General features: G+C 42.2%; 27 protein-coding genes. 4 read left to right on the forward strand and 23 right to left on the reverse strand.

Features of this window, described 5'->3' with window-relative positions:
* Positions 1-713: 713 nt before the first annotated feature.
* The 18 genes from rplQ to B5G52_RS09885 form a co-directional block, all read right to left on the reverse strand.
* Positions 714-1,115 (reverse strand): 50S ribosomal protein L17, encoded by a 402-nt coding sequence (gene rplQ / locus B5G52_RS09800; RefSeq protein WP_058562136.1) that lies wholly within the window; start codon positions 1,113-1,115, stop codon positions 714-716.
* 39 nt (positions 1,116-1,154) lie between these two features.
* The gene (rpoA, locus tag B5G52_RS09805) at positions 1,155-2,141 is read right to left on the reverse strand and encodes a DNA-directed RNA polymerase subunit alpha (protein ID WP_087532485.1); all 987 of its coding nucleotides are present in this window, start codon (positions 2,139-2,141) and stop codon (positions 1,155-1,157) included.
* Positions 2,142-2,165: 24 nt separating this feature from the next.
* Complete coding sequence (gene rpsD, locus B5G52_RS09810; protein ID WP_087532486.1) at positions 2,166-2,786, reverse strand: 30S ribosomal protein S4; 621 nt, start codon at positions 2,784-2,786, stop codon at positions 2,166-2,168.
* A gap of 21 nt (positions 2,787-2,807) precedes the next feature.
* The gene (rpsK, locus tag B5G52_RS09815) at positions 2,808-3,194 is read right to left on the reverse strand and encodes a 30S ribosomal protein S11 (RefSeq protein ID WP_002959471.1); all 387 of its coding nucleotides are present in this window, start codon (positions 3,192-3,194) and stop codon (positions 2,808-2,810) included.
* A gap of 12 nt (positions 3,195-3,206) precedes the next feature.
* Positions 3,207-3,563, reverse strand: a complete 357-nt coding sequence (rpsM, locus tag B5G52_RS09820; protein ID WP_058562133.1) for a 30S ribosomal protein S13 — start codon at positions 3,561-3,563, stop codon at positions 3,207-3,209.
* 126 nt (positions 3,564-3,689) lie between these two features.
* Entirely contained in the window at positions 3,690-3,803 is a 114-nt protein-coding gene (rpmJ, locus tag B5G52_RS09825) for a 50S ribosomal protein L36 (protein WP_002959476.1), read from the reverse strand.
* Between the two features lie 22 nt (positions 3,804-3,825).
* The gene (secY, locus tag B5G52_RS09830) at positions 3,826-5,154 is read right to left on the reverse strand and encodes a preprotein translocase subunit SecY (RefSeq protein WP_087532487.1); all 1,329 of its coding nucleotides are present in this window, start codon (positions 5,152-5,154) and stop codon (positions 3,826-3,828) included.
* 10 nt (positions 5,155-5,164) lie between these two features.
* Positions 5,165-5,599 (reverse strand): 50S ribosomal protein L15, encoded by a 435-nt coding sequence (rplO, locus tag B5G52_RS09835; RefSeq protein WP_016710202.1) that lies wholly within the window; start codon positions 5,597-5,599, stop codon positions 5,165-5,167.
* Between the two features lie 5 nt (positions 5,600-5,604).
* Positions 5,605-5,787: a 50S ribosomal protein L30 gene (rpmD, locus tag B5G52_RS09840; protein ID WP_004589203.1), complete on the reverse strand. Its 183-nt coding sequence runs from the start codon at positions 5,785-5,787 to the stop codon at positions 5,605-5,607.
* Positions 5,788-5,790: 3 nt separating this feature from the next.
* Positions 5,791-6,297 (reverse strand): 30S ribosomal protein S5, encoded by a 507-nt coding sequence (rpsE, locus tag B5G52_RS09845; RefSeq protein WP_008115387.1) that lies wholly within the window; start codon positions 6,295-6,297, stop codon positions 5,791-5,793.
* Between the two features lie 9 nt (positions 6,298-6,306).
* Positions 6,307-6,657 carry a 50S ribosomal protein L18 gene (gene rplR / locus B5G52_RS09850; RefSeq protein ID WP_087532488.1) on the reverse strand — a complete coding sequence of 117 codons (351 nt, stop codon included), beginning with the start codon at positions 6,655-6,657 and terminating at the stop codon, positions 6,307-6,309.
* 9 nt (positions 6,658-6,666) lie between these two features.
* Positions 6,667-7,200 (reverse strand): 50S ribosomal protein L6, encoded by a 534-nt coding sequence (gene rplF / locus B5G52_RS09855; protein ID WP_087532489.1) that lies wholly within the window; start codon positions 7,198-7,200, stop codon positions 6,667-6,669.
* A gap of 13 nt (positions 7,201-7,213) precedes the next feature.
* Positions 7,214-7,606 (reverse strand): 30S ribosomal protein S8, encoded by a 393-nt coding sequence (gene rpsH, locus B5G52_RS09860; protein WP_087532490.1) that lies wholly within the window; start codon positions 7,604-7,606, stop codon positions 7,214-7,216.
* 21 nt (positions 7,607-7,627) lie between these two features.
* Positions 7,628-7,933 (reverse strand): 30S ribosomal protein S14, encoded by a 306-nt coding sequence (gene rpsN, locus B5G52_RS09865; protein WP_016710196.1) that lies wholly within the window; start codon positions 7,931-7,933, stop codon positions 7,628-7,630.
* 10 nt (positions 7,934-7,943) lie between these two features.
* Positions 7,944-8,483 carry a 50S ribosomal protein L5 gene (rplE, locus tag B5G52_RS09870; protein WP_036974030.1) on the reverse strand — a complete coding sequence of 180 codons (540 nt, stop codon included), beginning with the start codon at positions 8,481-8,483 and terminating at the stop codon, positions 7,944-7,946.
* Between the two features lie 16 nt (positions 8,484-8,499).
* Positions 8,500-8,814 carry a 50S ribosomal protein L24 gene (gene rplX, locus B5G52_RS09875; protein WP_087532491.1) on the reverse strand — a complete coding sequence of 105 codons (315 nt, stop codon included), beginning with the start codon at positions 8,812-8,814 and terminating at the stop codon, positions 8,500-8,502.
* A gap of 10 nt (positions 8,815-8,824) precedes the next feature.
* Entirely contained in the window at positions 8,825-9,193 is a 369-nt protein-coding gene (gene rplN / locus B5G52_RS09880; RefSeq protein ID WP_011329449.1) for a 50S ribosomal protein L14, read from the reverse strand.
* 280 nt (positions 9,194-9,473) lie between these two features.
* Positions 9,474-11,414 carry an AsmA family protein gene (locus B5G52_RS09885; RefSeq protein ID WP_087532492.1) on the reverse strand — a complete coding sequence of 647 codons (1,941 nt, stop codon included), beginning with the start codon at positions 11,412-11,414 and terminating at the stop codon, positions 9,474-9,476.
* 226 nt (positions 11,415-11,640) lie between these two features.
* On the opposite strand from B5G52_RS09885, the gene B5G52_RS09890 reads away from it, so the two are divergent.
* The 4 genes from B5G52_RS09890 to B5G52_RS09905 all read left to right on the forward strand — a co-directional run bounded on the left by B5G52_RS09890 (position 11,641) and on the right by B5G52_RS09905 (position 14,545).
* A complete protein-coding gene (locus B5G52_RS09890; RefSeq protein WP_254911186.1) occupies positions 11,641-12,057 on the forward strand; it encodes a hypothetical protein in 417 nt (138 codons plus the stop codon).
* Positions 12,058-12,065: 8 nt separating this feature from the next.
* The gene (locus tag B5G52_RS09895) at positions 12,066-12,266 is read left to right on the forward strand and encodes a helix-turn-helix transcriptional regulator (protein ID WP_087532493.1); all 201 of its coding nucleotides are present in this window, start codon (positions 12,066-12,068) and stop codon (positions 12,264-12,266) included.
* A gap of 145 nt (positions 12,267-12,411) precedes the next feature.
* A complete protein-coding gene (locus tag B5G52_RS09900) occupies positions 12,412-13,575 on the forward strand; it encodes a hypothetical protein (protein WP_087532494.1) in 1,164 nt (387 codons plus the stop codon).
* Positions 13,576-13,867: 292 nt separating this feature from the next.
* Positions 13,868-14,545 carry a TorF family putative porin gene (locus tag B5G52_RS09905; RefSeq protein WP_087532495.1) on the forward strand — a complete coding sequence of 226 codons (678 nt, stop codon included), beginning with the start codon at positions 13,868-13,870 and terminating at the stop codon, positions 14,543-14,545.
* 228 nt (positions 14,546-14,773) lie between these two features.
* On the opposite strand, the gene tuf is transcribed toward B5G52_RS09905, so the two are convergent.
* From tuf to rpoC, 5 genes are all read right to left on the reverse strand, one after another.
* Entirely contained in the window at positions 14,774-15,958 is a 1,185-nt protein-coding gene (gene tuf / locus B5G52_RS09910; RefSeq protein WP_087532496.1) for an elongation factor Tu, read from the reverse strand.
* 68 nt (positions 15,959-16,026) lie between these two features.
* Positions 16,027-18,135: an elongation factor G gene (gene fusA / locus B5G52_RS09915; RefSeq protein WP_087532497.1), complete on the reverse strand. Its 2,109-nt coding sequence runs from the start codon at positions 18,133-18,135 to the stop codon at positions 16,027-16,029.
* Positions 18,136-18,162: 27 nt separating this feature from the next.
* Positions 18,163-18,633, reverse strand: a complete 471-nt coding sequence (gene rpsG / locus B5G52_RS09920) for a 30S ribosomal protein S7 (RefSeq protein WP_004588211.1) — start codon at positions 18,631-18,633, stop codon at positions 18,163-18,165.
* 97 nt (positions 18,634-18,730) lie between these two features.
* A complete protein-coding gene (gene rpsL, locus B5G52_RS09925) occupies positions 18,731-19,105 on the reverse strand; it encodes a 30S ribosomal protein S12 (RefSeq protein WP_002958885.1) in 375 nt (124 codons plus the stop codon).
* A gap of 193 nt (positions 19,106-19,298) precedes the next feature.
* A complete protein-coding gene (gene rpoC / locus B5G52_RS09930; protein ID WP_087532498.1) occupies positions 19,299-23,471 on the reverse strand; it encodes a DNA-directed RNA polymerase subunit beta' in 4,173 nt (1,390 codons plus the stop codon).
* Between the last annotated feature and the right edge of the window lie 45 nt (positions 23,472-23,516).

Raw genomic sequence — 23,516 nt, forward strand, 5'->3', positions numbered from 1 at the left:
TTCAATTGAGACTCTAAATTTTTTGCCTTACTTAGCTATCTAAAAGAAAGTTAAGCTCAGCTGTTAGAACTCAATCTGTACGAGTGCCCACACAGATGATTGCTTTATATTGTTAAAGAACGTTGCGATTAAAGCGCTTTGCTTTATCTCGCTAGGGCTGCGCATATTACGCTTTCCTATTTTTTTGTCAACACTTAATTTTAAACTTTTTGAAAATCTAAACTCAAGTTTTACTCGACTTACTAAGTGACTTGCTTGGCTCGCTAAACGTTGCCTGCTCTGCCGTCTCAGTGGGGTCGCATTATAGGGAGATCCGAAAACAGATCAACCCTTTTTTGAATAAAACTTAAAAAAAAGGGCTTTTTGCTGGGTATTTGTACGAAACGCATGAAAATAGCGCTAATCTAAGGCGATAATGACAATTAAAAGTGATTTAAACAGTAGATTCAGGAAATGAATATAAATTAATGATCTTTATTAGCTAAGATCAACAGCAGGATCTATATAGAGTAAGCGCTAATTGGGGTATTTTATTTGAGTGGCGATTTGTTAGCAAATAAGCTTTTTAGTAAGTAGTTGGCAAAGCAGTTAAATAAGTATTTGCCAAGCAAGATACACTCAAAGATAGATAGCTAATAGAAGAATAGATTTATAACGGAGTTTTAGATATTAAAAAGCCGAGCATAAGCTCGGCTTTTTGGTGTCTTTAAGACTTACTCAGCAGACTGCGCGTCTTCTTGAACTTCTTCGGTTGCAGATGTGCGACCTACTAGTTCAATATAAGCCATTGGTGCATTATCACCAGCACGGAAGCCACACTTAAGAATACGAGTGTAACCACCTGGACGATCCGCATTACGAGGACCGATTTCGCTGAACAATTTACCAACTACTTCATTATCACGCGTGCGAGCAAACGCTAAACGGCGATTTGCTACACTGTCAGTCTTAGCCAGTGTGATTAAAGGTTCAATTACACGGCGTAACTCTTTCGCTTTAGGCAAAGTAGTTTTGATGATTTCGTGTTTCACCAAAGAACCTGCCATATTGCTGAACATCGCTTTACGATGGCTGCTGTTACGGTTTAATTGACGACCACTCTTACGATGGCGCATGACCCTATCCTTCTAACTAAACTAATATAGTGATTTAGATTATTCAGCTAGGCTTGCAGGCGGCCAATTTTCTAGGCGCATGCCCAGAGAAAGACCACGTGAAGCTAGCACGTCTTTAATTTCAGTTAGAGACTTCTTACCTAAGTTAGGCGTTTTAAGAAGCTCAACTTCTGTGCGCTGAACTAAATCACCGATATATTGAATTTGCTCGGCTTTCAAACAGTTTGCAGAACGCACTGTTAGTTCAAGATCATCAACTGGACGAAGTAGAATAGGATCGAATTCAGGCTTCTCTTCTTTCTCTTCTGGTTCAGTTACATCACGTAAATCTACGAATGCATCTAATTGTTCAGCTAAGATAGTAGACGCACGGCGGATCGCTTCTTCAGGATCTAAAGTGCCGTTTGTTTCCATATCAATGATTAACTTGTCTAAGTCTGTACGTTGTTCAACACGTGCTGATTCAACCGAGTACGCAATACGTTCAACTGGGCTAAATGATGCATCAAGCAACAATCGACCAATTGGACGCTCATCGTCATCAGAGGATAAACGGCTAGACGCCGGCACATAACCGCGACCGCGTTCAACACGAATACGCATGCTGATATCGCTGCTATCTGTCGTTAAGTGACAAATAACGTGATCTGGGTTAGCAATTGTTACATCGCCATCGTGCTGAATATCTGCCGCAGTCACAGGGCCTACACCAGACTTAGTCAGGGTCAGAAAAACTTCATCTTTACCTTCTAAAGTTACTGCTAGACCTTTAAGATTTAACAGAATTTCAATGATGTCTTCTTGTACGCCTTCTTTCGCGCTGTATTCATGCAACACACCGTCGATTTCAACTTCGGTTACTGCACATCCAGGCATAGACGAAAGAAGTATACGGCGTAAGGCATTTCCCAACGTGTGGCCAAAGCCACGCTCTAATGGTTCTAAAACAACTTTAGAACGTGTTGGGTTGATAGCGTCGATATCGACTAACCTTGGTTTTAGAAATTCTGTAACAGAACCCTGCATTTTATCCTCTCTTAACTCTTAACTTTACTTAGAGTAAAGTTCGACGATTAGTTGTTCATTAATGTCCGCAGACAGGTCTGAACGCTCAGGTAGGCGTTTGAAATTACCTTCCATTTTCTTACCGTCAACTTCAACCCAAGTCGGCTTTTCACGTTGCTCGGCTAGTTCTAGAGCAGCGATGATACGCGCTTGTGTCTTAGACTTTTCACGAATAACTACTACATCTTCTGGAGTAATTACGAATGAAGGAATGTTCACAACACGACCATTAACTAAAACCGCTTTGTGGCTTACTAACTGACGTGCTTCAGCACGTGTGCTTGCAAAACCCATGCGGTATACAACATTGTCTAAACGTTGCTCTAAAAGCTGTAACAAGTTTTCACCTGTGTTGCCTTTAAGGCGAGCAGCTTCTTTGTAGTAGTTACTGAATTGCTTTTCAAGTACACCGTACATACGACGAACTTTTTGCTTTTCACGTAATTGTAAACCGTAATCAGATAAGCGACCTTTACGAGCGCCGTGCTGACCAGGTGCAGTCTCAAGTTTACACTTAGAGTCGATAGCTCTTACGCCGCTCTTAAGGAACAGGTCAGTACCTTCACGACGACTCAGCTTGAGCTTAGGGCCCAAATATCTTGCCATGTTATTTCTCCTAACCTATTGTTAAACGCGACGTTTCTTCGGTGGACGACAACCATTATGTGGTATTGGCGTCACGTCAGTGATGTTGGTGATACGGTAACCAGCAGCATTCAAAGCACGTACAGCAGATTCACGACCTGGACCTGGACCTTTGATGAAAACTTCTAGATTTTTTAAACCGTATTCTTGAGCAGCAGTACCTGCACGCTCTGCAGCAACCTGAGCAGCGAATGGTGTAGATTTACGTGAACCACGGAAACCTGAACCACCGGCAGTAGCCCATGATAGTGCATTACCTTGACGGTCGGTAATTGTAACAATAGTGTTGTTGAAAGAAGCATGAACATGAGCCATACCATCAGCAACTTGCTTTTTAACCTTTTTACGACGAATTGGTGTCTTAGCCATAATACTATCCCCTTATCGCTTAATAGGCTTACGAGGACCCTTACGGGTACGCGCGTTAGTCTTAGTTCTTTGACCACGTAGTGGTAAAGAGCGACGGTGACGTAGGCCACGGAAACAACCAAGGTCCATAAGGCGCTTGATATTCAAAGTAACTTCACGACGAAGATCACCTTCTACAGTGTACTTGCCAACTTCTTCACGAAGTACGTCAAGTGTTTCGTCTGAAAGTTCACCGATTTTTGTGGTCTCGGCGATACCAGTCGCTACTAAGATAGCCTTAGAGCGAGTCTTACCTATGCCATAAATAGCTGTTAAACCAATAACTGCATGTTTATGATCAGGGACGTTAATGCCAGCGATACGGGCCACTAACACATCTCCTATATTTGAATTTGGTTATCATCTGTTTGAAGAGCCCGTAAGGATACTCAAACGAAGACCAAATCACAATTGAAAACACAGGCCAAGAAATCTCAGCCTGCACGACTTATTTAATTAGCCTTGCCTTTGCTTATGCTTTGGCTCACTGCAAATTACACGTACAACACCGGCACGTTTAATAACTTTACAGTTACGGCATATTTTCTTAACGGAAGCACGTACTTTCATTGCTCAACTCCGTAAACTGACCTTATCGACCGTAGCCTTTAAGGTTCGCTTTTTTCAGCACAGAATCATATTGATGTGACATCATATGAGTCTGTACTTGTGCCATAAAGTCCATGATCACAACAACGATAATCAAAATTGATGTACCGCCGAAGTAGAATGGCGTTTGCCATGCCATGGTCATGAATTCGGGCACCAGACAGATAAAGGTTATATACAAAGCACCTGCCAATGTCAGGCGTGTCATCACTTTATCAATGTATTTCGATGTCTGCTCACCTGGACGAATACCTGGGATAAATGCGCCAGATTTTTTCAGGTTATCTGCTGTTTCACGCGGGTTAAACACCAACGCTGTATAGAAAAAGCAGAAGAAGATTATAGCCGCAGCTAAAACTAATGCATACAAAGGTTGACCTGGAGTCAACGTTGTAGCAATGGCTTGTAGCACATCAGCGACCGGACCTTCACCCTGGCCGAACCAGCTGGCAATAGTACCAGGGAACAGAATAATACTGCTAGCAAAGATTGGTGGAATAACACCCGCCATATTAACTTTTAGTGGTAAATGCGTGCTTTGAGCAGCAAATACTTGACGACCTTGCTGACGCTTTGCGTAGTTAACAACGATACGTCGTTGACCACGTTCAAAGAATACTACAAGATAAGTTACAGCGAATACAATTACAGCAACCATCAACAATACTAGAATATTCAGATCACCTTGGCGCGCCATTTCGGCTGTCGAACCAATAGCAGACGGCAAGTTTGCTACTATACCAACAAATATTAGAACAGAGATACCGTTACCGATACCGCGCTCAGTAATTTGCTCGCCCAACCACATAAGGAACATAGTACCAGTTACTAAACTCACCACAGCGGTGAAATAGAAACCTAAACCTGGGTTAACAACTAACCCGTCCATCATGCCCGGTAAGCTTGTAGCAATACCGATTGATTGGATAGTAGCAAGCAAAAGCGTGCCATAGCGTGTGTACTGGCTAATTTTCTTACGCCCTTGTTCACCTTCTTTCTTAAGCTCTATAAACGGCGGATACATATGCGTTAATAGTTGCGTAATAATCGAAGCTGTAATGTAAGGCATAATACCCAGTGCTAACACTGAAGCTCGCTCAAGTGCACCACCGCTGAACATGTTAAACATTTCAACAATGGTGCCCTTTTGTTGCTCGAAGAAATCGGCAAGTACAGCGGCGTCAATCCCAGGGATCGGCACAAATGAACCTAGACGGTAAATAATGATAGCGCCCAATACGAATAGTAATCGACGTTTCAATTCCGAAAGTCCACCTTGTGCACTTTGCATATCTTGACCTGGTTTAGCCATTAGTACTTCCTTAGTCTTCTACCTTGCCTCCGGCAGCTTCGATAGCCTCGCGAGCACCTTTAGAAGCCTTAAGGCCTTTAACGGTAACTGCGCGTGAAACTTCGCCAGATTTAACAACTTTAACGAACTGAACGTTCTTTTTAACTAGACCAGCTGCTTGTAACGTACCTAGGTCTACCACATCGCCTTCAACTTTAGCGATTTCGTATAGGTTAATTTCTGCAGATACTAAAGATTTGCGAGAAGTGAAACCGAACTTAGGTAGACGACGTTGCATAGGCATTTGACCGCCTTCAAAACCAACGCGTACTTTACCGCCAGAACGTGATTTTTGACCTTTGTGACCACGGCCACCAGTCTTACCAAGACCAGAACCGATACCACGACCAACACGTTTACCAGCAGATTTTGATCCTGCAGCAGGAGAAAGTGTATTCAAATGCATTCGAATTACCCCTCAACCTTAACCATGTATGAAACTCGGTTGATCATACCACGTACACATGCTGTGTCTTCTAACTCAACAGTGTGATTGATACGACGTAAACCAAGACCGCGTAATGTAGCTTTATGCTTCGGTAAACGACCGATAGAGCTCTTTACTTGTGTTACTTTTACAGTTTTATTAGCCATGGTTTACCCCAGAATCTCATCTACTCGAAGACCACGTTTAGCAGCGATCGACTGAGGAGAATTCATATTCTCAAGAGCTGAGATCGTTGCACGTACAACGTTGATCGGGTTAGTAGAACCGTAACATTTAGAAAGTACGTTCTGCACACCAGTCACTTCAAGTACTGCACGCATAGCGCCACCTGCAATGATACCAGTACCTTCAGATGCCGGTTTCATGAACACTTGTGAGCCAGCATGACGCCCTTTAACAGGGTGCTGTAATGTGTTGCCATTTAGGTCTACATTGATCATGTTACGACGTGCTTTTTCCATTGCTTTTTGAATAGCAGCTGGAACTTCACGAGCTTTACCATAACCGAAACCTACTTTACCTGCGCCGTCACCAACTACTGTTAGTGCAGTGAAGCTAAAGATACGACCACCTTTAACTACTTTAGACACACGGTTTACCGCGATTAGCTTTTCAGCTAAATCAGGCTGTTGTTGCTTTGCTTCTACGTTAGCCATTGTCTACTCCTAGAATTGCAAACCGGCTTCACGCGCAGCATCTGCTAGCGCCTTCACACGGCCGTGATATTTAAAGCCACTGCGATCAAAAGCAATCTTTTCGATGCCTTTGTCAGCCGCACGTTCTGCAACAAATTTGCCAACTGCTTGTGCAGCTGCAATGTTGCCTGTGCCTTTAACTGTTTCGCTAATAGCTTTCTCAACAGTAGAAGCAGCAGCCAGTACACTACCCTCAGCATTAACTACTTGAGCGTAAATGTGACGTGGCGTGCGGTGGATAACAAGACGCGTTGTGCCTTGTTCAATATAATTTCTACGAGTGCGTTTAGCACGACGTAGACGAGCTGTTTTTTTATCCATCGTCTTACCTTACTTCTTCTTAGCCTCTTTACGGCGTACATTCTCATCTGCGTAACGAACACCTTTACCTTTATAAGGCTCTGGTTTACGGTATGCACGAATGTTAGCAGCTGTTTGACCAACTAACTGCTTGTCTACGCCCTTAACTAGAACTTCTGTTTGGCTTGGAGTTTCAATCGTAATTCCTTCAGGAACTGCGAAATTAACTGGGTGCGAGAAACCAAGAGTTAAATCTAATGTTTTACCCTTAGCTGCTGCACGATAACCAACGCCTACTAACTGAAGTTTCTTCTCGTAACCTGTATGCGTACCAACAACCATGTTATTGATAAGAGCGCGAGCAGTACCTGCTTGTGCCCATGCATTGGCTACGCCTTCACGAGGTAAAGTTGTAATAACGTTATCATTAACTTGTACTTCAACAGCTGAGTTGATAGTACGTGTTAATTCACCGTTTTTGCCTTTAACTGTGATTTCCTGGCCTTTTAATGTAACTTCTACACCGGCAGGAACGTTTATTGGTGCCTTTGCTATGCGAGACATAGTTCCCCTCCGATTAAGCTACAAAACCAATGATTTCACCACCAACACCAGCACTACGTGCGGCGCGGTCTGTCATTAGGCCTTTAGAAGTTGATACGATAGCGATACCTAGACCACCCATTACCTTAGGTAATTCGTCACGTCTCTTATAGATACGTAGACCAGGGCGGCTAACACGCTGGATGTTTTCAATAACAGCTTTGCCTTCGAAGTATTTCAACTCGATAGAAAGCTCAGGTTTAACATCGCCGTTTACTGCGAAATCAGTGATGTAACCTTCGTCTTTTAATACTTTAGCTACCGCTACTTTCAGCTTTGAAGTTGGCATCGTTACAGATACTTTCTTCGCTGATTGACCGTTACGGATACGTGTGAACAAATCCGCGATAGGATCTTGCAAGCTCATAGTCTTACTCCCGTGATTCTATTACCAGCTAGCCTTTTTAAGGCCAGGAATTTCACCGCGCATAGCTGCTTCGCGAACTTTAATACGGCTCATGCCGAATTTGCGAAGGTAACCATGTGGGCGGCCCGTAATGTTACAACGATTACGTTGACGTGCAGGGCTAGAATCACGTGGTAAAGCTTGTAGCTTAAGTACCGCGTCCCAACGATCATCGTCAGATGTTTTCACATCGCTGATGATAGCTTTTAGTGCTGCGCGCTTTTCAGCGTACTGAGCAACTAATTTTGTGCGCTTTGCTTCGCGCGCTTTCATAGAATTCTTTGCCATAACCCTACCCTTATTTCTTGAATGGGAAGTTAAACGCTTCTAACAACGCACGGCCTTCCTCATCTGTTTTCGCAGATGTAGTGATTGTGATATCCATACCGCGTACACGGTCTACTTTATCATAATCAATTTCTGGGAAGATGATTTGTTCACGTACGCCCATGCTGTAGTTACCACGTCCATCGAAAGACTTAGCACTTACACCACGGAAGTCACGGATACGTGGGATAGCGATTGAAACCAAACGCTCAAAAAAGTCCCACATACGCTCGCCGCGTAAGGTTACTTTACAGCCAATTGGGTAGCCTTCACGCACTTTAAAGCCAGCAACAGATTTGCGTGCTTTAGTGATTAAAGGTTTCTGACCAGAGATAGCTTCTAGATCCGCAACAGCGTTATCTAAAATTTTCTTGTCAGCTAGGGCTTCGCCCACGCCCATATTTAATGTGATCTTTTCGATCTGAGGGACTTGCATGACAGAGCTGAAACCAAACTTCTCTTGAAGCTCAGCAACTACTTTGTCTTTATATACTTCATGCAGTTTCGCCATCATTCTACTCCAACTATTAGATAGTTTTACCAGTAGATTTAAAGATACGTAATTTCTTACCATCTTCAATCTTGAAACCTACACGATCTGCTTTACTCGTTTCCGAGTTGAAGATCGCAACGTTTGATACGTCGATAGACGCTTCTTTTTCAACAATGCCGCCAGCTTGGTTCAATTGTGGAACCGGCTTTTGGTGTTTCTTGATTAAGTTTATGCCTTCGACAAATACTCGACCAGACTCGGTAACAACTGAAAGCACTTTGCCGCGCTTACCTTTGTCTTTACCTGCTAGAACGATTACTTCGTCATCACGACGGATTTTTGCTGCCATGATTGACTCCTTACAGTACTTCTGGGGCTAGTGAAACGATTTTCATGAACTTGTCATTACGAAGCTCACGAGTCACAGGGCCGAAAATACGTGTACCAATTGGCTGCAAGTTATCATTTAAGATAACAGCCGCATTGCTGTCGAAACGGATCAAAGAACCGTCAGGACGACGAACGCCTTTCTTAGTACGCACAACTACCGCGTTTTTAACATCACCTTTCTTCACTTTACCGCGAGGAATCGCTTCTTTTACAGAAACTTTAATGATGTCACCAATCGCTGCATAACGACGGTGCGAACCGCCTAAGACTTTAATACACTGCACTTTGCGAGCGCCGCTGTTATCAGCAACTTCCAGCTGAGTTTGCATTTGGATCATGTTAATGACCTCCGGTGTAGTTATTACAACTTGCCTTAAATCGTTTAAAATCAAGACATTTAGATTAAATACCCATCAAAAAACAACTAAGTTGTCTCTTAAGGGCGGGCAATTGTATCAGCATTGAGGGGGTAGTGGTAGGTTATTTTTTAATTAATTTATAATTCTAGTGCTCGTTAATTTAACGCTAGATAATAATTTGCTGTTTAACAGCTGCTTATAAATCAATCAGGGCATAATTATACCCTGATTGATTTTTATTCGGCTTATTATTGCTGTATTAGCCAAACAAGCCTTTTAATTTATCTTTAATTTTATCTTTTGCTTTTTCTTTCACTTCGTCTTCAGCCGCTTTACTTACATCTAGACTGATACCAACATCATGAAAAGGGCCTTCGATTCTAATAGGGATTTTAAAACCAGTACTATCATCTGTTGTGCCTTGCCCTTCAAGTGAATCTACAATTCCTGTCACTAACCGATAATTAACAGTGGTCATCGGTAAATCAACGTCACCTTCACCACTAATTCTAATTAATGGGCTTAACATAGATAAGTCCGTGTTTTTACCAATCCCATTTCTAAAATTAAAGCTACCTGTTAAGGCTGAGAAATCTGTTTGCTCTGAATTATCAAAACCAGTATCAAGTCCTTCTGACACAGCACCTAGATTACCTTTTATCAACTCTTTACCTTTACGAACCATCTCAGCAATATTTGCACCTTTCACTGCGCCATCTGCAAACTCAAATGCTAGCTTTCCTTGTAATGCATTGATGAAGCTTTTTTGACTATAGCCACTTGTGGTTAAATCCCAATTTAGTGATCCCTTACCCATTAGCTTATCAAAGCCTGCAGCATCAGTTAGCAGAGGTTGTGCATCGATTGCATCTAAAGAAAAGTCGGTCGTTATTTTATATGGGGTTTGTTTTGCATTTATCGTTACCTTACCTTTACCATTACCTTCATAAGCAGCAAATTTATCAAGACTTAGATTCGCTACTGCATCTTTAAGGTTCACTGTAAACTGGTTAGCTCCCAGCGTTATATCGTTCGCTTTAAGCCCACTTGAACGGATAACTATATTTGCATCAAGTGAATTTAATCCACTCATATCAAGTTTTGTATCATCCCACACTATAGGTTGCGCAGGTGCATCAGCAGCTGGCTCAACCTCATCTTCATTTTTAGCCACTACTTCTGGTAAATATGGATTTAAATCAAGCATACCTAAGTCGATATCTGCGTTTACAGCTAAACGCTTACCTAGGTTGATATCACTACTACCTTTGATCTGTAATGCATCAAGTGTAGCTAGCAACTCAGTTAAAGTGAACTTTTCGCCCTGCAAGTGCATTTTACCTTTCACATTAAAAGCATTGAACGCATTCTCTTTTGCATTTAGTTCTATGCCTTGCCAGTTCGCAATACTTTTAACTGAATCGCCACTAAGTGATAGTTGGCCTTGAATATCTTGCCCTTGTTTAGCAATCGAACCTTTAAAGTCGACATCTACTAGACGCGACGATAAAACCTTCGTCACATTAAAGGTATTACCTTCTATTACTTTAGCGGGTGTATCTACTTTTACATCAAGCTCAAAACGCTCTTGCATATATGTAATAGCACCTTTTATTTCAAGCTCCATGCGTAATGAAGGTAATAATATTGCTAGATCAAGATCGCTTATTTGTTGTTGGACACCAGTTCTACCATCTAAGTACGTGAAGGAACCACCATAAATCGCCACTTCACCTAGCTCTATATCAAAACTCTCAGGTAGTTTTACAGCCTCACTATTTTGAGGTGAAGCTTCAGGCTGCTTTGCTACGGCATCAAAAAGCTGCCAGTTTGCTTTACCGCTTTTATCTGTCTCTAACAGAATATTTGGCTCATTAATGACGAACTTTTCAAGTTTAAATTCACCACCAAATAATGAAAACCATGGAATATGAATTGCTAACTGTTGCATGCTAGCCATATCAGGGCGTGAACCTGTTTGCATATTCGCAAAATGTACATCATTAAGCTCAAGCTTTAATGAAGGAAACACTGAGAGTGACTTATCACCCTGAATAGTTAAACTTCGCCCAGTTGTTTGCTCAACTTGTTCTGATACTTTATTAAAAATTGCATCAGTAGGAATTAAAAATGGTGCAGCAACTATTAATGCAATCAGCAATATCAATATTACACCTATAACTTTAAAGATGGTTTTCATGATGGTCCTTTCAAATGTTCATTTAATGTTCTTATCATAGCGGGAGTTAGGCTGAAAATCATTGCAAAGAGTAGAAAAAAGTAAGTTCCCAAAGTGTACAAACTTGTATCTGAATCAGTCCTGAAACATCTTGATACCTTTGGGTTACAAAAAAATCTTGATCAAATGATACCCTGAGGTTATATTGATACCTATAGGTATCATGTCAAATAACAGGACGAATATTATGAATCAGGATATTAAAGCTGAAGAAAAATTTATGGGTCAGAATGCATGGTTTTCAATTTTTATGGCCGTGACTTTACTTATTATAAGTGTTTACCCCATGTTGAATAAAGCATCTACACCTTTATTAGTATTAGGAGTCAGTGCTTTTTTAGGCTCATTTTTTATGTTTGTAATTAGGGGAGGCTTCACTCGAAAAATGAAATACCACCTTACTTACAAGGATGAATACTTAAACACTATAGACACAATTGCGTATAAGCATGTGGTATTAGCTCTCCTCATTACTATGGGTACGGTATATTTGGGGTCGAATGACTTCGCCTTACATATAACACACAGTATGATGGCAACCTTCTATCTAGCAGTAATGTGTTTAGCGTATGGTGTCTCAATTTTATGGCAAAATCGTGATTAGGAGTTAATGTGCAAAATCACATAGCAAAATTTCGAAAAGCAGCCGGGCTTTCGCAGCAAGAACTCGCTGACGCGATTAGTGTGTCTCGTAAAACAGTTAGCACTGTTGAAACATCGCGCTTTACACCATCGGTGATTATCGCTTTAAAGATAGCACTATTTTTTAATACCTCTGTTGAAAGTCTCTTTTCACTTGATGAAACTGACTGAATAAAATAACGCAATCTTGATACTTTCACCGTTATCTTGATTGCATCCCCAGCATACTTCGGTATGATGCACGGCCCTGTCGCTTTTAGCTAATTTGCGCTAAAATAGACAACTGAAAAAGTATCTAAGCGGAGTATCCTCAGGCATGAAAAAATTGCTAATTTCACCTTCAAAAATGGCGTTAGGCGAACAAGAAAGTCAAATTTATCAAAATATTTTAAAACAGGCTTCTGAAATCAGTCTAAACCTGATGGCGGTAAAAATAGAAAATCACCCTGAAGACTTTTTAGGTTGGTGCTACGAATTACTTAGCGCTAGTAAAGATCGTATCAACTACGATTTACTCGAAGCGAATCAATTACCGATTTTAAAGAAGCTACATGACCTACTAATATCTGCAATTAGCTTTTTACAATTGAAAACATTACGTGTTGCACCTTGGCCTGTTGTTAGTATGTTTGTAGAGCAGCATAAGGAGCTCATCGCTTTAGAGGAGCAGTTACGACTAACAAATTATATTGCAAACCTACGTGAACAACCGTTAAGAGAAATGGTCCCTGAGGATTTACTTACCTTTTGTGGTAAACACACCGCAGCATTAGATCCAAGCACTTATAATTTCGATGTTGAGTGGTTTTCATCTACTAAAAGCGCGAAAGGCTTTCATCAGATGATGGCTGATTTACCGGGACTATTTGATGACGCACTGGTAAATATACCGCTTGAAGGCGAAGTAAGTGAAGCTGACTATCAACAATTTGTTGTTGGATATTTACTTGCTTTTAATGACAGTGATGAAAAACCAACATTAGCCCCCGCTACTCGCCTATTAGCCATGCGACGTCCTGATATTTTCACACCAATTAATAATACTCGACTTGATGCGCTTTGCTCAGCCCTTGGTATTACAAAACTGAATAACCGTGATTTTGAACGCTATTGGCAAGATATAGTACAAACGATACATGCTATGTCATGGTTTAAGATGGCTACGGGCAGCAATGAGCTAGAGCAGCAGCTTGTTTCTATTAAAGCTTTACTGCCATGCTTCTTTTATTATGCTGACAAATCTACCGCTGATAGTTCAAATTACATTAAGCTACTAAATAAACCTAAACGCAGCGCTTCAACTTCGACTAAATCAGTACGCCGCGGTAAAGAGTCTGCTGAGATTTTAGTTGACCGCGCCCTTTCTAGCGATGAAATACCTGAGCATATTAGGGCCAAGCGAGACTCTATCATCAGCGAAGTGCAAAAAGGTCGTGGCGTTAATGAAACTATTAGCCTTATGCGCACTATATTCGGCTAAAGTATCAAGTAATTAACTAATGTAGGGCTGCATGATCCTTGTGCAGCCTTCTATATTTACGCACTATTAAAGTGCACATTATTAATCCAAATAGTTTCACACCTCCCCTCTTGATAAACTTATCTATCTGTTTTTTAAAAATTAATGCATAAATATTAAATTTTATATTGAACTTGGCATAAGCAGTGCAGTTACTTTTGTTAGACAACAATAAATGGGCCTCACAATCTCAGAGACTGCAATCTCATTAATAATTGTGAACCAAAATCAACATAACAACAGGATACGAAACATGCTAAATTTAAAAAAATCAGTTGCATTAAGTGCACTTGTATTAATGGGCCTTACATCTACTGCCGCACTTGCTGAAGTAACAGCTAATGCAGCTGCAACATCTAATTACTTATGGCGTGGACAAGAACAAACTGGTGGTGATGCAGCTGTGTCTGGTGGCATAGATTACGCAAACGAGTCAGGCTTCTATGCTGGTACTTGGGCTTCAAATGCATCATGGGCTGATGAAATGACCTATGAGCTTGATTTATACGCAGGTTTTGGCGGTGATATAAATGAAAATATGAGCTACGATGTAGGCTTCATTTATTATGCTTATCCTGATGCTGCATCAGGCGCTGACGCTGACTTCTCTGAGATTTACGGTAGCATTAGTATGGGTGGCTTTAGCTTTGGAGCTTCAGTACTAGCAAGTTCAGCTGCGAGCGGTGATGGTACAGACTTTGGTGACTCTTTATACCTTACAGCAGACTATGGTTTTACAGTTGGTAGTAACGGTACTGAAATGGCGTTACACCTAGGCCACTATTCTGGTGATTTTATTGGTGACGATGACATTATTGATTATGGCATTTCAATCTCTAAAGATGGTTTCACCTTTGGCCTTTCAGATACAGATATGGATGACAGTGATATCAAAGCATACGTCGCTTACGCGGTAGACTTTAGCTTATAAGAAGAATGTGTTACTTGCTGCAACACTAAGGGCCTCATGGCCCTTTTCTTGTTTTAGCTATCAGCTATCAGCTATCAGCTATCAGCTATCAGCTATCAATTTTGTTCATATTAACCTACGTGTCAAGAGAATCTTGTCTTTCCTGACGGCTGACAGCTCAAATCACAGACATTAAAAAACCCGAGACAAAGCTCGGGTTTTTTTAGTATTAATTAGCTAGGCTAACTATTACTCTACGATAGTTGCTACAACACCAGCACCTACAGTACGGCCACCTTCACGGATAGCGAAACGAAGACCTTCATCCATCGCGATTGGTGCGATTAGAGTTACAGTCATCTTAACGTTATCACCAGGCATTACCATTTCTACGCCATCTGGTAACTGTACGTCACCAGTTACGTCAGTTGTACGGAAGTAGAACTGTGGACGGTAACCTTTGAAGAAAGGAGTATGACGACCACCTTCATCTTTAGAAAGTACGTATACTTCTGAAGTGAAAGTTGTATGTGGGTTGATTGAACCAGGCTTAGCTAGTACTTGACCACGTTCAACGTCTTCACGCTTAGTACCACGTAGAAGTGCACCAATGTTCTCACCAGCACGACCTTCGTCAAGAAGCTTACGGAACATTTCAACACCAGTACAAGTAGACTTAGTAGTCTCTTTGATACCAACGATTTCAACTTCGTCATTCACGTTGATGATACCAGCTTCAACACGACCAGTTACAACTGTACCACGGCCTTGAATTGAGAAAACATCTTCGATAGGCATGATGAATGGCTTATCGATGTCACGCTCTGGCTCTGGGATGTAAGAATCTAGTGCTTCTGCAAGCTCAACGATCTTGTCTTCCCACTGCTTTTCGCCTTCAAGTGCTTTAAGAGCAGAACCTTGAATTAGTGGTAAGTCATCACCTGGGAAGTCATATTCAGAAAGAAGTTCACGAACTTCCATTTCTACTAGCTCAAGTAGCTCTTCGTCATCAACCATGTCACATTTGTTCATGAATACGATGATGTAAGGAACGCCAACCTGACGAGAAAGTAGGATGTGCTCACGAGTTTGTGGCATAGGGCCATCAGTCGCAGCTACTACTAAGATTGCGCCGTCCATTTGAGCAGCACCAGTGATCATGTTTTTAACATAATCGGCGTGTCCAGGACAATCTACGTGTGCGTAGTGACGAGTAGGTGTATCGTACTCAACGTGTGAAGTTGAGATTGTGATACCACGCTCGCGCTCTTCTGGAGCGTTATCGATTGATGCGAAATCTTTAGCTACACCACCGTATACTTTTGCAAGTACGTTAGTGATTGCTGCAGTTAGGGTTGTTTTACCGTGGTCAACGTGGCCGATTGTACCAACGTTTACGTGCGGTTTTACGCGTTCAAACTTTTCTTTTGCCATCTTAAAAAATTCCTATAAAGAAATTAAAGGTTAAGCTCGTTATTGAGCTAAACCAAGCTAAAAATTACTTAAGTGCGAGCTGCAATTATTTTATCTGCAACATTTTTTGCGGCTTCTGCGTACTTCAAAAACTCCATAGAGTATGAGGCACGACCTTGTGTTGCAGATCGCAGATCAGTTGCATAACCAAACATTTCAGAGAGCGGTACTAAAGCGTTAACTTGTTTAAGTCCGCCTAGTGCTTCTTCCATGCCTTCGATCATGCCGCGACGACGGTTTAAGTCGCCAACTACATCACCCATGTTTGCTTCAGGAGTGAGTACTTCAACCTTCATCATTGGCTCTAAAAGTACAGGGTTTGCATCAAGTGCGCCCTGCTTCATTGCCAAAGAACCTGCTATTTTAAATGCCATTTCATTCGAATCAACATCATGGAATGAACCATCATATAAAGTCGCTTTCACGCCAAGTAATGGGTAGCCGGCCAGCACACCTTGAGCCATTTGCTCTTGGATGCCTTTGTCTACCGCAGGGATGTATTCTTTAGGAACTGAGCCACCTACGGTTTCGTTAACGAACTCGTAAATTGGGGCTTCATCATCCGAAATATCCATCGGTTCAAGTTTAAGCCAGACGTGACCATATTGACCACGACCACCTGATTGACGTACGAACTTTCCTTCTACCTTAACGGTATCACGGATAGCTTCACGGTAAGAAACCTGCGGCTTACCAACGTTACATTCAACACTGAATTCACGTTTCATACGGTCGACAATGATATCGAGGTGAAGTTCACCCATACCAGATATTATAGTCTGGCCTGACTCATCATCAGTTTGTACGCGGAAAGATGGATCTTCTGCCGCTAGTTTACCTAGTGCGATAGCCATCTTGTCCTGGTCAGCGATTGTGCGAGGCTCAACCGCAACAGAGATTACTGGTTCTGGGAATTCCATACGCTCAAGCGTAATTTTAGAATTCGGATCACACAGTGTTTCACCTGTTGTTACGTCTTTAAGACCAATAGCCGCCGCGATGTCGCCTGCGTGGACTTCTTTGATCTCTTCACGTGAGTTTGAATGCATCTGAACGATACGACCAAGGCGCTCACGCTTACTTTTTACTGGGTTGTAAACCGCATCACCCTGTTTAACAGTACCAGAGTAAACACGGAAAAAGGTTAAAGTACCAACGAACGGATCTGTTGCAATCTTAAAAGCAAGTGCAGCAAACGGTGCGTTGTCATCAGCTGGACGTTCTTCCTCAGTACCATCTTCAAGAATACCTTGAATTTGTTTCACTTGTGTTGGCGCAGGCATATATTCAATAACGCCATCAAGCACAGCTTGAACACCTTTATTTTTAAATGCACTACCACAAGTCATTGGGACGATTTCGTTTGCTAATGTACGCTGACGCAAAGCTGCTTTAATTTCAGCTTCGCTCAGGTCTTCACCTTCCAAATACTTATCCATTAGTTCTTCAGAGGCCTCAGCAGCACTTTCAACTAAGTGAGAGTGCCACTCTTCAGCGAGCTCTTGAAGGTCTGCCGGTATTGCCTCATAAGAGAAAGTCATGCCCTGGTCTTCAGAATTCCAGTTAATCACTTTCATTTTTATAAGGTCAATTACACCTTTAAAGTCGTCTTCAGCGCCAACTGGCAGCTGAATTGGAACAGGCGTTGCTCCAAGACGAGATTTCACCTGGCTAACAACCGTTAAGAAGTCAGCGCCCGTGCGATCCATTTTGTTTACGAAGATCATTCTCGGAACTTCGTATTTGTTCGCTTGACGCCAAACTGTCTCAGTTTGTGGCTGTACACCTGATGAAGCACAAAGAACAACTACCGCACCATCAAGTACACGTAAAGAACGTTCTACTTCGATAGTGAAATCTACGTGTCCTGGAGTATCAATGATATTGATACGATGGTCGTCAAATTGCGCGTCCATCCCTTTCCAGAAACACGTTGTTGCAGCAGAAGTGATTGTGATACCACGCTCTTGTTCCTGCTCCATCCAATCCATAGTTGCGGCGCCATCATGTACTTCACCGATCTTATGAGAAAGACCCGTGTAGAACAGAACACGTTCTGTTGTGGTGGTTTTGCCTGCATCTACGTGAGCAACAATACCGATATTACGATAGCGCTCAAGTGGAGTTGTACGTGCCATATGATCCTCTTAAAGGTTAAGGGCAGATTACCAACGGTAATGAGCGAATGCTTTATTCGCTTCAGCCATACGGTGAACGTCTTCACGTTTCTTAACCGCAGTGCCTTTGTTATCAGCAGCGTCAACGATTTCTTGAGCTAAACGTAAGCCCATAGATTTTTCGCCACGCTTACGTGCAGCGTCTACTAACCAACGCATACCTAATGCGTTGCGACGTACTGGACGTACTTCAACTGGTACTTGATAAGTTGAACCACCAACACGGCGAGATTTAACCTCTACCTGTGGACGGATGTTATCAAGTGCAGACTCAAAGATTTCAAGGTGCGATTTGCCTGATTTCTCAGCAGCCACATCTAGCGCACCGTAAACGATTTTTTCAGCAGTAGATTTCTTGCCGTCTAACATTACGATGTTAACGAATTTTGCAAGAAGTTCCGATCCGAACTTAGGATCTGGAAGAATTTTACGTTGACCTATTACGCGTCTTCTAGGCATTTTGTATCTCCGGTTTATTCAGGTTTGCTCTTTCGAGGCAATAACCCAAAACAATAATTAATAATATTTAGTGCTTGGCCTTACTAACGGAATACAATTAGCCCTTAGGGCGTTTTGCACCGTATTTAGAACGAGCTTGACGACGGTCGCTTACGCCTGCACAGTCAAGTGCACCACGTACAGTGTGGAAACGCACACCTGGTAAATCTTTAACACGACCACCACGGATTAGGATTACACTGTGCTCTTGAAGGTTATGACCTTCACCACCGATGTATGATGTTACTTCGAAACCGTTAGTTAAACGTACACGAGCTACTTTACGTAACGCCGAGTTTGGTTTCTTAGGTGTAGTTGTATATACGCGAGTACATACACCACGCTTTTGCGGACACGCTTTAAGCGCAGCTGAGTTACTTTTAGTAACCTTGCTACGACGTGGCTTACGCACTAGCTGGTTAATAGTTGCCATTTAAATAGCTCCTGAAATTAAAATTACTACTGAAAAAAATAAAAAAATCCGCCCTTTTTACAAGCTCGTTACAAACGCGCAGGTAAATGGGTGGCGGAATTTTAATGAGCAAAGATTAACCTGTCAACATAAACCGTTAGCAAGGCAGTAGATATCTGCCTTGCTAAAATCTAATCTATTGATTAGATTAAGTTTATTGATTTCCAGATAAATCAGCGTTTAAAGCATCTGTTAGTGCTTGAGTCGCCTCTTCTGCACTTACTGTTTGCTCTTCAACAACTAAACTTTGCTTACGACGTGCCATACGATCTTGATGATACGCAAAACCGGTACCGGCTGGGATCAAACGACCCACAATTACGTTTTCTTTCAGACCGCGAAGTTCATCGCTCTTACCATTTACAGCGGCTTCTGTTAGGACACGAGTTGTCTCCTGGAACGAGGCTGCCGAGATGAAAGATTCTGTGGCTAGTGATGCTTTAGTGATACCCATTAATTGGATTTCATACTTAGCAGGCAACTTGCCTTGAGCTTCTAAGTCGCGGTTTGCGATATTAACGCGTGCCACTTCAATTTGCTCACCGGCTAAGAATTCACTATGGCCGCCGTCAAGGATGGTACATTTACGGATCATCTGACGGATAATTGTTTCAATGTGCTTGTCATTGATCTTAACGCCTTGCAAACGGTAAACCTCTTGCACTTCGTTAACAATGTAGTTAGCAACATGAGTCACACCACGTAGGCGTAAGATGTCATGTGGTGATTCAGGACCATCGGCGATAACTTCACCTTTAGACACTTGCTCACCTTCAAACACGTTAAGTTGACGCCACTTAGGAATCATTTCTTCGTAATGATCGCCTTCTGGTGGAGTAATAACTAAACGCTTCTTACCTTTAGTCTCTTTACCGAAGCTAATAGTACCTGTGATCTCAGCTAAGATAGCTGGCTCTTTAGGTTTACGCGCTTCAAATAAGTCGGCTACGCGTGGTAGACCACCCGTGATATCACGAGTTTTCGAACCTTCTTGCGGGATACGTGCTAACACGTCACCAGGGTTTGCAGTCGCACCATCTGTTACTTCAATCGTAGTGAATGAAGGAAGACGTGTTTCTTGCAAGCCGCGCTCTTCACTTTCAATGATAAGCTTAGGCTCTTTCGCATTCGCTTTAGCAAGATCTTTAACAACAATACGAGTTAAACCGGTTAATTCATCAGTTTGTGTCTCTGTATTCGAGTCATCGATATCGCTGAACGATACTTTTGATTTATGCTCAAGAACGATTGGGTGACTATGCGGGTCCCAAGTAGCAACAATGTCGTTACCTTGAACTTCAGCATTATCTTGAACTGTTAATACCGCACCATAAGGTACTTTATAACGCTCTTTTTCACGACCATAGCTATCAATGATAGTGATCTCAGTAGAACGTGAGGTAATAACAATCTTACCGTCTGTATTTAATACATATTTAGCGTTGTGCAGTTTTAATGTACCGTTAGTTTTAACTTGTACGTTATTTTCTGCTGACGCTCTTGATGCCGCACCACCGATGTGGAATGTACGCATCGTAAGCTGTGTACCCGGCTCACCGATTGACTGTGCCGCGATAACACCAACTGATTCACCCGCGTTGATGATATGACCACGTGCAAGGTCACGACCATAACACTTAGCACATACACCAAAGTCGTTATCACATGTGATAACTGAGCGTACGCGAACTTCATCAACTGAGTGCTCTTCTAACAGGTCACACAGTTTTTCATCAAGCATGATATTACGTTCAACAAGTACTGTATTAGTACCTGGAATAACGATATCTTCAGCAACAACACGACCAAGAACACGTTCGCGAAGTGCTTCTACAACGTCACCACCTTCAATAAGCGGTTTCATTGTTAAGCCATCTTCTGTTCCACAATCGTCTTCGTTGATTACCAAATCTTGTGCAACGTCTACTAGACGACGCGTTAGGTAACCCGAGTTCGCTGTTTTCAGTGCTGTATCGGCAAGACCTTTACGCGCACCGTGCGTTGAGATGAAGTACTGAAGTACATTTAGACCTTCACGGAAGTTAGCCGTGATTGGCGTCTCGATGATTGAACCATCTGGACGTGCCATTAGACCACGCATACCTGCTAGCTGACGGATCTGAGCGGCACTACCACGAGCACCTGAGTCGGCCATCATAAACACTGAGTTAAATGACGGTTGCTCTTCTTCTTCACCTTTAGCATTGATAACCGTGTCTTTTGACAAGTTGGCCATCATTTCACGTGATAAGTTTTCATTTACACGTGACCAGATATCGATAACTTTATTGTACTTTTCACCAGCCGTTACAAGACCTGATTGGAATTGTTGGTTGATTTCAGTTACTTCAGCTTCTGCTGCTTCAATGATTGATGCTTTAACTGGTGGGATAACTAAGTCATCGATACCAATTGAAACACCTGATTTCATTGCGTAGTGGAAACCGGTGTACATAACTTGGTCAGCAAACACAACTGTGTCTTTTAGACCTAGACGACGGTAACACTCGTTTAATAAGCTAGAAATCTGCTTTTTACCTAATGCTTGGTTGATTGACTCAAACGGCATACCTTTAGGTAAAATTAGCGACAGAATTGCACGACCAACAGTAGTCTCGATAATAGTAATAGTATCTTCTACTACACCATTTTCGTTCTTCACTGATTGGCTAATACGAACTTTTACGCGAGCGTGAAGTTCAGCATTGCCACTACGGTATGCTTTTTCTGCTTCTTTTGGATCTTTAAATACAGTACCTTCGCCTTTCGCATTAATGCGATCACGCGTCATGTAGTAAAGACCTAATACAACGTCCTGTGAAGGAACGATGATTGGCTCACCATTAGCAGGCGATAAGATGTTGTTAGTCGACATCATTAACGCACGTGCTTCAAGCTGTGCTTCAATCGTTAACGGTACGTGTACCGCCATTTGGTCACCATCGAAGTCAGCGTTGTAAGCCGCACATACTAATGGGTGCAAGTGAATTGCTTTACCTTCGATAAGCACAGGTTCAAACGCTTGGATACCCAAACGGTGAAGTGTTGGTGCACGGTTAAGTAATACTGGGTGTTCACGAATTACTTCGTCTAATACATCCCATACTTCCGGAACTTCACGCTCTACCATTTTCTTAGCAGCTTTGATTGTCGTAGCCATGCCGCGACGCTCTAATTTGCCATAGATGAATGGTTTGAATAGCTCAAGTGCCATCTTCTTAGGAAGACCACATTGGTGAAGCTTAAGAGTAGGACCAACCGTGATTACAGAACGGCCTGAGTAATCTACACGCTTACCAAGTAAGTTCTGACGGAAACGACCTTGCTTACCCTTGATCATATCAGCAAGAGATTTAAGCGGACGCTTGTTAGAACCTGTAATTGCACGACCACGACGACCGTTATCAAGTAGCGCATCTACCGCTTCTTGTAACATACGTTTTTCGTTGCGTACGATAATATCTGGTGCTGCTAAATCTAGTAGACGCTTAAGACGGTTATTACGGTTAATAACACGACGGTAAAGGTCATTTAGATCAGATGTCGCAAAACGACCACCGTCTAGTGGTACTAATGGACGTAAGTCAGGTGGCAATACTGGAAGTACTGTCATGATCATCCACTCAGGGTTGTTACCTGATTGGTGGAACGATTCCATTAATTTAAGACGTTTAGTGATCTTCTTACGCTTAGTTTCAGAGTTAATTGTTGGTAACTCTTCACGCATCTCAGCAATTAATTGGCCAAGATCAAGTTCACGAAGCAAGTCTAATACTGCTTCAGCACCCATCTTCGCTTCAAATTCATCACCATGCTCTTCAAGTGCATCTAGGTATTCTTCTTCACCTAGTAGTTGACCACGCTCAAGCGTTGTCATACCAGGCTCAGTTACTACGAATGATTCGAAGTAAAGAACACGTTCAATATCACGAAGCGTCATATCAAGCATTAAGCCGATACGTGACGGCAATGATTTTAAGAACCAAATATGCGCAACTGGGCTTGCCAAGTCGATGTGACCCATTCTGTCACGACGCACTTTAGTCAGTGTTACTTCAACGCCACACTTTTCACAGATCACACCACGGTGTTTAAGGCGTTTATATTTACCACATAAACACTCATAATCTTTCACTGGACCGAAAATACGGGCACAGAATAAGCCATCGCGCTCAGGCTTGAAAGTACGGTAGTTAATAGTCTCAGGTTTCTTTACTTCACCGTATGACCATGAACGAACCATGTCTGGTGAAGCAAGACCAATGCGAATTGCATCGAATTCTTCGGTCTTATTTTGTTGCTTCAGAAACTTAAGTAAGTCTTTCACCTTAGCTCTCCTGTCGGAGTTAATCTTGAGGGCGGATAATCTCGC

It is taken from the genome of Pseudoalteromonas sp. A601, assembly GCF_002165575.1.
Classification (GTDB): Bacteria; Pseudomonadota; Gammaproteobacteria; order Enterobacterales; family Alteromonadaceae; genus Pseudoalteromonas.

Excerpts from the sequence above, each read along its gene's own strand:
- rpsK (WP_002959471.1), bottom strand. The coding sequence starts at position 3,194 with ATGGCTAAGACACCAATTCGTCGTAAAAAGGTTAAAAAGCAAGTTGCT.
- rpoA (WP_087532485.1), bottom strand. The coding sequence starts at position 2,141 with ATGCAGGGTTCTGTTACAGAATTTCTAAAACCAAGGTTAGTCGATATC.
- B5G52_RS09900 (WP_087532494.1), top strand. The coding sequence starts at position 12,412 with ATGAAAAAATTGCTAATTTCACCTTCAAAAATGGCGTTAGGCGAACAA.
- rplO (WP_016710202.1), bottom strand. The coding sequence starts at position 5,599 with ATGCATTTGAATACACTTTCTCCTGCTGCAGGATCAAAATCTGCTGGT.
- rpmD (WP_004589203.1), bottom strand. The coding sequence starts at position 5,787 with ATGGCTAATAAAACTGTAAAAGTAACACAAGTAAAGAGCTCTATCGGT.
- rpmJ (WP_002959476.1), bottom strand. The coding sequence starts at position 3,803 with ATGAAAGTACGTGCTTCCGTTAAGAAAATATGCCGTAACTGTAAAGTT.
- B5G52_RS09905 (WP_087532495.1), top strand. The coding sequence starts at position 13,868 with ATGCTAAATTTAAAAAAATCAGTTGCATTAAGTGCACTTGTATTAATG.
- rplE (WP_036974030.1), bottom strand. The coding sequence starts at position 8,483 with ATGGCGAAACTGCATGAAGTATATAAAGACAAAGTAGTTGCTGAGCTT.
- rpsN (WP_016710196.1), bottom strand. The coding sequence starts at position 7,933 with ATGGCAAAGAATTCTATGAAAGCGCGCGAAGCAAAGCGCACAAAATTA.
- rpsE (WP_008115387.1), bottom strand. The coding sequence starts at position 6,297 with ATGGCTAACGTAGAAGCAAAGCAACAACAGCCTGATTTAGCTGAAAAG.
- rplQ (WP_058562136.1), bottom strand. The coding sequence starts at position 1,115 with ATGCGCCATCGTAAGAGTGGTCGTCAATTAAACCGTAACAGCAGCCAT.
- rplR (WP_087532488.1), bottom strand. The coding sequence starts at position 6,657 with ATGGATAAAAAAACAGCTCGTCTACGTCGTGCTAAACGCACTCGTAGA.
- B5G52_RS09885 (WP_087532492.1), bottom strand. The coding sequence starts at position 11,414 with ATGAAAACCATCTTTAAAGTTATAGGTGTAATATTGATATTGCTGATT.
- fusA (WP_087532497.1), bottom strand. The coding sequence starts at position 18,135 with ATGGCACGTACAACTCCACTTGAGCGCTATCGTAATATCGGTATTGTT.
- rpsH (WP_087532490.1), bottom strand. The coding sequence starts at position 7,606 with ATGAGCTTGCAAGATCCTATCGCGGATTTGTTCACACGTATCCGTAAC.
- rpsL (WP_002958885.1), bottom strand. The coding sequence starts at position 19,105 with ATGGCAACTATTAACCAGCTAGTGCGTAAGCCACGTCGTAGCAAGGTT.
- rplX (WP_087532491.1), bottom strand. The coding sequence starts at position 8,814 with ATGGCAGCAAAAATCCGTCGTGATGACGAAGTAATCGTTCTAGCAGGT.
- tuf (WP_087532496.1), bottom strand. The coding sequence starts at position 15,958 with ATGGCAAAAGAAAAGTTTGAACGCGTAAAACCGCACGTAAACGTTGGT.
- rpsD (WP_087532486.1), bottom strand. The coding sequence starts at position 2,786 with ATGGCAAGATATTTGGGCCCTAAGCTCAAGCTGAGTCGTCGTGAAGGT.
- secY (WP_087532487.1), bottom strand. The coding sequence starts at position 5,154 with ATGGCTAAACCAGGTCAAGATATGCAAAGTGCACAAGGTGGACTTTCG.
- B5G52_RS09890 (WP_254911186.1), top strand. The coding sequence starts at position 11,641 with ATGAATCAGGATATTAAAGCTGAAGAAAAATTTATGGGTCAGAATGCA.
- rpsG (WP_004588211.1), bottom strand. The coding sequence starts at position 18,633 with ATGCCTAGAAGACGCGTAATAGGTCAACGTAAAATTCTTCCAGATCCT.
- rplN (WP_011329449.1), bottom strand. The coding sequence starts at position 9,193 with ATGATCCAAATGCAAACTCAGCTGGAAGTTGCTGATAACAGCGGCGCT.
- rplF (WP_087532489.1), bottom strand. The coding sequence starts at position 7,200 with ATGTCTCGCATAGCAAAGGCACCAATAAACGTTCCTGCCGGTGTAGAA.